7 protein-coding genes are annotated in these 6,283 nt (G+C 69.4%); 5 read left to right on the top strand and 2 right to left on the bottom strand.

The window, feature by feature from the left end; translation table 11 throughout:
• Nucleotides 1–4: 4 nt before the first annotated feature.
• Nucleotides 5–1,069: an LLM class F420-dependent oxidoreductase gene (locus A9310_RS02485; protein WP_065629310.1), complete on the bottom strand. Its 1,065-nt coding sequence runs from the start codon at nt 1,067–1,069 to the stop codon at nt 5–7.
• A 143-nt stretch (nt 1,070–1,212) separates the two neighbouring features.
• Between A9310_RS02485 and A9310_RS02480 the strand changes: the two genes are divergently transcribed.
• The 4 genes from A9310_RS02480 to menE are packed head-to-tail and all read left to right on the top strand — an operon-like array spanning nt 1,213 to nt 4,329.
• Nucleotides 1,213–2,508 (top strand): inorganic phosphate transporter, encoded by a 1,296-nt coding sequence (locus A9310_RS02480; protein WP_065629228.1) that lies wholly within the window; start codon nt 1,213–1,215, stop codon nt 2,506–2,508.
• A 2-nt stretch (nt 2,509–2,510) separates the two neighbouring features.
• Nucleotides 2,511–2,792 (top strand): hypothetical protein, encoded by a 282-nt coding sequence (locus tag A9310_RS02475; protein WP_065629227.1) that lies wholly within the window; start codon nt 2,511–2,513, stop codon nt 2,790–2,792.
• A gap of 29 nt (nt 2,793–2,821) precedes the next feature.
• The gene (locus tag A9310_RS02470) at nt 2,822–3,166 is read left to right on the top strand and encodes a DUF3349 domain-containing protein (protein WP_065629226.1); all 345 of its coding nucleotides are present in this window, start codon (nt 2,822–2,824) and stop codon (nt 3,164–3,166) included.
• Nucleotides 3,163–4,329 (top strand): o-succinylbenzoate--CoA ligase, encoded by a 1,167-nt coding sequence (gene menE, locus A9310_RS02465; protein WP_083207232.1) that lies wholly within the window; start codon nt 3,163–3,165, stop codon nt 4,327–4,329. Before A9310_RS02470 ends, menE begins: the two co-directional genes overlap by 4 nt.
• Before the next feature lie 42 nt (nt 4,330–4,371).
• Here the strand turns inward: menE and A9310_RS02460 are convergent, their stop codons facing one another.
• Nucleotides 4,372–5,247 (bottom strand): type IV toxin-antitoxin system AbiEi family antitoxin domain-containing protein, encoded by an 876-nt coding sequence (locus tag A9310_RS02460; protein WP_065629308.1) that lies wholly within the window; start codon nt 5,245–5,247, stop codon nt 4,372–4,374.
• A gap of 146 nt (nt 5,248–5,393) precedes the next feature.
• On the opposite strand from A9310_RS02460, the gene A9310_RS02455 reads away from it, so the two are divergent.
• Entirely contained in the window at nt 5,394–6,263 is an 870-nt protein-coding gene (locus tag A9310_RS02455) for a 1,4-dihydroxy-2-naphthoate polyprenyltransferase (RefSeq protein WP_065629307.1), read from the top strand.
• Nucleotides 6,264–6,283: the final 20 nt, after the last annotated feature.

The following is a 6,283-nucleotide window of genomic DNA, read 5'->3' as shown; positions in this document are numbered from 1 at the left end:
GCGATCAGCCCCCGAAGATGTCGCGCAGGTGCTCGACCTCGGTGACGCGCTCGGCGTGGGTCGGCGCGGTGGGCGAGGCCAGGATGCACGTGACACCGGCCTCCCGGAACGCCGCGACCCGCTCGGCCACCTGGGCCTTGGAACCGATCAGCGACATCGACGTGACGAGGTCCTCGGGGACCGCGGCCGCGGCCTCCATCTTCTTGCCGTCGAGGTAGAGGTCCTGGATCAGCTTCGCCTCGTCGGCGTAGCCGTAGCGGATGGCGAGCTGGTTGTAGAAGTTCTTCCCGCGGGCGCCCATCCCGCCGATGTACAGGGCGGCATGATGGCGCACGAGTTGCTTGGCGTTGTCGATCTGCTCGGCGTCGTCGGAGATGCGTGCGGTGGCCTGGACGACAATGCCCAGATCCCCCAGCGACGGATCGCGCTTGGCCTTGCCCGCCGCCAGCGACTCACCGAAGGCAGCGTCGATCTGCTCCGGGTGGAACAGGATCGGCTGCAGCTCGTCGAACATCTCGGCGGCCAACTCGATGTTCTTCGGGCCGATGGCGGCCAGGAGCAACGGGATGTTGGCGCGTACGGGGTGATTGATGATCTTCAGGGACTTGCCCAGTCCCGAGCCGCCGTGCTCCTCGTCGAGCGGCAGCGTGTAGTGCTTGCCCTGGTAGTTCAGCTTCTCGCGGCGCCAGACCATCCGGCAGATCTCGGCGTGCTCGCGGGCGCGTCCCAGCGGGTAGTCGTACTTGACGCCGTGGAATCCCTCGATCACCTGCGGACCGGATGCGCCGATACCGAGCACCGCGCGACCGCCGCTGATGTAGTCGAGGCCGGCCGCGGTCATCGCCAGGTTGGTGGGCGTCCGCGAGTACATGGGCAGGATCGCGGTCTGCAGTTCCATCGTCTCGGTCTTGGCCGCGATGTACCCCAGCTGCGAGACGGCGTCGAAGCTGTAGGCCTCCGGAACCGCGATGCGCTGCACGCCCGCGGCTTCGAAGTCCGCGAGGTTGTTGATGGTCTCGCGGAAGTCGCCCGCGTAGTTGATCGGCATGCCCAGCTTCATCGATGTCATGCCGACGGATTCTTCCACAGCGGCGACCGGTTTCCGAGGGTCTGTTGAACGTTCGATAGGTCGGCCCCGGCCGGGGACCCCGCGCACCGGAACTGTGCCCGATGTTTAGGTAAATGGGGGCGGTAGGTCCCACAATCGTCACCATGAGCGGCGAGATGCTGATCCTGGTGCTGTTGGTGGTCACAGCCCTCGGCTTCGACTTCACCAACGGCTTCCACGACACCGGCAACGCGATGGCGACGTCGATCGCCACCGGCGCCCTGAAGCCGAAGGTCGCGGTCGGGCTGTCGGCGGTGCTCAACCTGGTCGGCGCCTTCCTGTCCGTGGAGGTCGCGGCGACCATCACCAAGGACGTGCTGAACATCCAGCAGACCTCGGGAACCGACGCCGGGGAGCTGGTGGCCGGCTTGTCGGCGACGACGGCGCTGCTCATCATCTTCGCGGGCCTGATCGGCGGCATCCTGTGGAATCTCTTCACCTGGCTGTTCGGGCTGCCCTCGAGTTCGTCCCACGCCCTGTTCGGCGGGCTGATCGGTTCGGGCCTGGCCGCGATCGGTGTCAGCGGGATCAACTGGTCCGGGATCACCTCCAAGATCCTCATCCCCGCGCTGGCCGCACCGGTCATCGCCTGTCTGGTCGCGGCGTGCGGAACCTGGCTGGTCTTCGCGATCACCCGCCGGATCGCCGACCGGCAGAAGGAGGACGGCTTCCGCTACGGGCAGGTCGCCACCGCATCGCTGGTCTCGCTGGCCCACGGCACCGGAGACGCCCAGAAAACGATGGGTGTCATCGCGATGGCCCTCATCGCCACCGGACACCTCGAGGCGTCGAGCGTCAGCCACGGACTCCCCTTCTGGGTGGTGTTCAGCTGCGCCGCGGCCATCGCGATCGGCACCTACCTGGGCGGCTGGCGGATCATCCGCACCCTCGGCAAGGGGCTTGTCGAGATCACCTCGCCGCAGGGCATGGCCGCCGAGGCGTCGTCGGCCGCCATCATCCTCACCTCGAGTGCCGCGGGCATGGCGCTCTCGACCACCCAGGTCGCGACCGGCTCCATCCTGGGTTCGGGGGTCGGCCGCAAAGGCGCCCAGGTCCGCTGGTCGGTCGCCGGCCGGATGGCCGTCGCCTGGGTGACGACCCTGCCCGCCGCCGGCGCGGTCGGCGCCGCCTGCTACTTCATCGCGCACCTGTTCGGCGACGTCACCGGGGCCCTCATCATCTTCGCGATCCTGGTGGTCGCGTCGGGCTACATGTACTGGCGCGCGCAGGAGAACAAGGTCGACCACGAGAACGTCAACGACGCCTGGGAGGGCGAGGCCCTCGCGGGCGAGGAGTGGGAGGAAGCGGTCGCCACCGAGACGGACGACACGACCCTCCCGCTGCCACCGGTCATCCCGGCCGAGATCATCGTGCAGCACGACCCGGAGAGGAGCGCCTGAGAATGGAGACGTTCGAGGCCATCGGCAAAGTCCTCATCGTCGGACTGGTACTGGGAGCGGGACTGCCCGCGCTGTTCGCAGTCGGGTTGCGTCTGCGGTCCCTCGCCGAGGGTTCCGTCGCCGCCGACGGAACGACCTCCGATCCGCATCCCGCGCTGAAGCCCGTGGCGTACCTCATCTTCGGCGTCGTCATCCTGGTGATCGTCGTCGGGATCCTCTGGATCACCCGGCAGACGATCTTCTACTACACCGGCGTCAAGATCTTCCCGTTCGGCTACAAGTGATCGTCCCCGCTTCTGATCGGAGACACCCCGTGGACCGCCCGACACTTCTGCAGAAGGTCGTGGAGTGGTTGCGCGCCGGCTACCCCGACGGCGTCCCGCACAACGACTACATACCGCTCGTGGCGCTGCTGCGCCGGCAGCTGACCGACGACGAGGTGAGCCAGGTGTCGGCGGAGCTGGCCCGCGAGTCCCCGCCGCCACCCGAACCGATATCGCGGATCGACGCGGCGGTGAAGATCACCCACTACACCCATGAACTGCCGCACGAGGACGACATCGCGCGGGTACGCGCACACCTCGTCGCCCGCGGATGGCCGTTCAGCGACGAGCCCGATCCCGATGGGGGCCGTCCGGCGGACGGAGACCCGTCCTGAGGACCCTGCGAACCCTGCCGCTGCCGTCGACCGCCGCCGTGCTCGACCACGTCGACGACCTCCGGGCGATCCTCGACGGTTCCTCGGCCTTCCTGCCCGTGCCCGACAACGCCCGCGCCGCAACCGAACTCGCCTCGGCGCTGCAGGTCGACGCACCGATCGACGACCCCGTGTCCCTCGTCGTCTCGACGTCGGGGTCGACGGGCACCCCCAAGGGCGCGCAGCACTCTCCCGCGACCCTCGCCGCGTCGTCGCAGGCCACCGCCGATCATCTGGGCGGGCCGGGCAACTGGCTGCTGGCGCTGGCCCCGCACCACATCGCCGGCCTGCAGGTCCTGCTCCGCGCGCTGACCGCCGGGCAGACGCCGGTGGTCCTGGACATGCGGGCCGGTTTCGATCCCGAGGTCTACGCCCGCGCCGTACGCGACTTCGAAGGTCCGCGGCGATACACCTCGCTGGTGCCCACCCAGCTCGTCAAGGTTCTCGACCAGCCCGCCGCGACCGCCGCCTCGCGGGAGCTCGACGCCATCCTCGTCGGCGGTGCGGCGACCCCGAAACCGTTGTGGGACAGAGCGGTCGACGAGGGTCTGCCGGTCGTCGCGACATACGGGATGAGCGAGACCGCCGGAGGGTGCGTCTACGACGGGCGACCACTCGACGGCGTCGCGGTCCGCATCGCCGATCCGGCACCCGACGGGGTGGGGCGCGTACTGCTCGGCGGTCCGGTCGTCGCCTCCGGCTATCGCAATCTGCCCGACCATCCGGCCTTCGCCGAGCCGGGCTGGTTCCGCACCGACGACCTCGGCCGCGTCGACGACGCCGGACTGCTCTCGATCGTCGGCCGCGCCGACGAGGCCATCTCGACCGGCGGCCTGACCGTCGTACCGCAGGTCGTCGAGGCCGTGATCGCCGACGACCCGGCGGTCGCCGAATGCGTCGTCGTCGGACTCCCCGACGACCGGCTCGGCGAGGCGGTCACCGCATTCGTCGTCGTCCGTCCCGGAGAACGCCTCGACGTCAACCGCATTCGCGATTCGGTCACCGAGCGGCTCGACAAGTACGCGGCCCCCCGGCGGGTCGTCGAACTCGACGCCCTCCCCCTCCGCGGACCCGGCAAGTACGRCCGTCGCGCGTTGCGGGCCCGCTTCGGTGCGCAGATGTAGTGTGTCGTCGCGCCTGGCGCAACGATGTGCGACAACTGCAGTTCAGGCGGCGGTCGCAAGTGCCTGGGAGATCGACGTCGCGACGTACTCCGCTCGGTCGCGGAGGTCACCCCAGGTGTAGTTCAGCACCGTCCAACCCGCCGCGAGGAGCGCATTGCGTCGGGTGCGGTCACGCTGGAACGTCTTCGAGTCGCGGTGGAAGGCGAACCCGTCGATCTCCACCGCCACCATCCGGTCGAGGAACGCGAAGTCGATCTCGTACCCGCAGGTCGGATGGTTCGCCACCCACCCTTCGATACCCGCGGTCCGGAGGATCGTGACAGCGAGCCGCTCCGCGGCCGACCGCGCACCCGATTCCAGCAGCTCGACCATCGAACCCATGTCCGCCGCGCCGACGCACCGGCGCCGCCGCTCGTAGGCCTCGACGAGACGCTCGACCGTGGTGCGCCGCTGCTGCAACGCGGCATCGATGATCTCGATGCCGCCCTCTACCGCACCCTCCAAAGCCGACAACGCGACCCCGGTGACCCGTAGCCCGTCCCGGGTCAGCACGTCGGCGTCGGCGAGAGCGCGGTTGAGAATCCGGACTCCCGTCACCGGATGACCGTGGCGTCCGCGAAGAGCGGTGACCGTGGGCGAGGTGGGTGGGGCATCGACAATCCCATGCCACCACGCTGCAGCGAGTCCCGAGAGGACCCCGTGAGTGCCGACGGCCAGCGTCGCGGTCCGGATTCGCGTGCGGTCGGTCTCGGGGTGGTCGGCGAGCCGATAGACACGAGGATGCACCGATACCCACTCGCCGGCCCGCACCCGACGGTGCACCGCCGACCGGTTGATGCCGTGTTCGCGGGCATCGGCAGCGGTGAACACGCCGTCCTGCTCGAGGGCGAGCGCCCGAAAGTCCGGCGGAAGATGCATGACCTTCAGACGCACCTGCGCCGCAACCGGTTCCATCGTTCGACGGCCCCCGCAGATGTAGTGTGTCGTCGCGCCAGGCGCTACGAAGTTCTACACCTGCCGGGCAGCCGCCGGCTCGCGCGCGCGGCCGTGACACGATGAACCCCGTGGCTACCCCCTCGCAGTGGATCCAGGGCGCTCGTCCGCGCACGCTCCCCAACGCGATCGCGCCGGTCGTGGTCGGTGTCGGCGCGGCGCTGCACTCCGGCGACGTCACGTGGTGGAAGTCCGTACTCGCGCTGGCGGTGGCCGTCGCGTTCATCATCGGCGTGAACTTCGCCAACGACTACTCCGACGGCGTGCGGGGAACCGACGACGATCGGGTCGGTCCGATGCGCCTGGTCGGGTCGGGCGCCGCGTCGCCGAAGGCCGTGAAGACCGCCGCGTTCCTGTGCTTCGGGATCGGCGCGGTCTGCGGCCTCGTCCTCGCGATCGCGACGGCGTGGTGGCTCGTGCTGGTCGGCGCGATCTGTATCGCCGGCGCCTGGTTCTACACCGGCGGCAAGCGCCCCTACGGTTACGCCGGCTGGGGCGAGGTCGCGGTGTTCACCTTCTTCGGGCTCGTGGCCGTCCTCGGCACCCAGTTCGTCTCCGCCGGCCGAATCGACTGGGTCGGACTGGCCGGCGCGATCGGGATCGGCGCGATCTCGAGCAGCGTGCTGGTCGTCAACAACCTCCGAGACATCCCCAGCGACACCGAATCCGGCAAGATCACCCTCGCCGTGCGCCTCGGTGACGCCCGGACCCGGATCCTGTTCGCCGTGCTCCTGCTGACCCCGCTCGCGATGAGCGTCGTCCTGGCCTTCGCGACCCCCTGGGCGCTGCTCGGACTGGTGACGTTCCCGCTGCTGTGGCAGGCCTACGCCCCGGTCCGGACCGGGGCGGCCGGACCGGGACTGATCCCGTCGATCGGGACGACCGGGAAGGCGATGCTCGCCTGGGCGGTCGTCACTGCTGTCGCGCTCGCGCTCACCTGACGGACCTCGACGCCAGACCT

It is taken from the genome of Gordonia sp. UCD-TK1, from assembly GCF_001691435.1.
GTDB lineage: Bacteria > Actinomycetota > Actinomycetes > Mycobacteriales > Mycobacteriaceae > Gordonia > Gordonia hongkongensis.
This window is presented reverse-complemented; position numbering and strand designations above follow the sequence as displayed.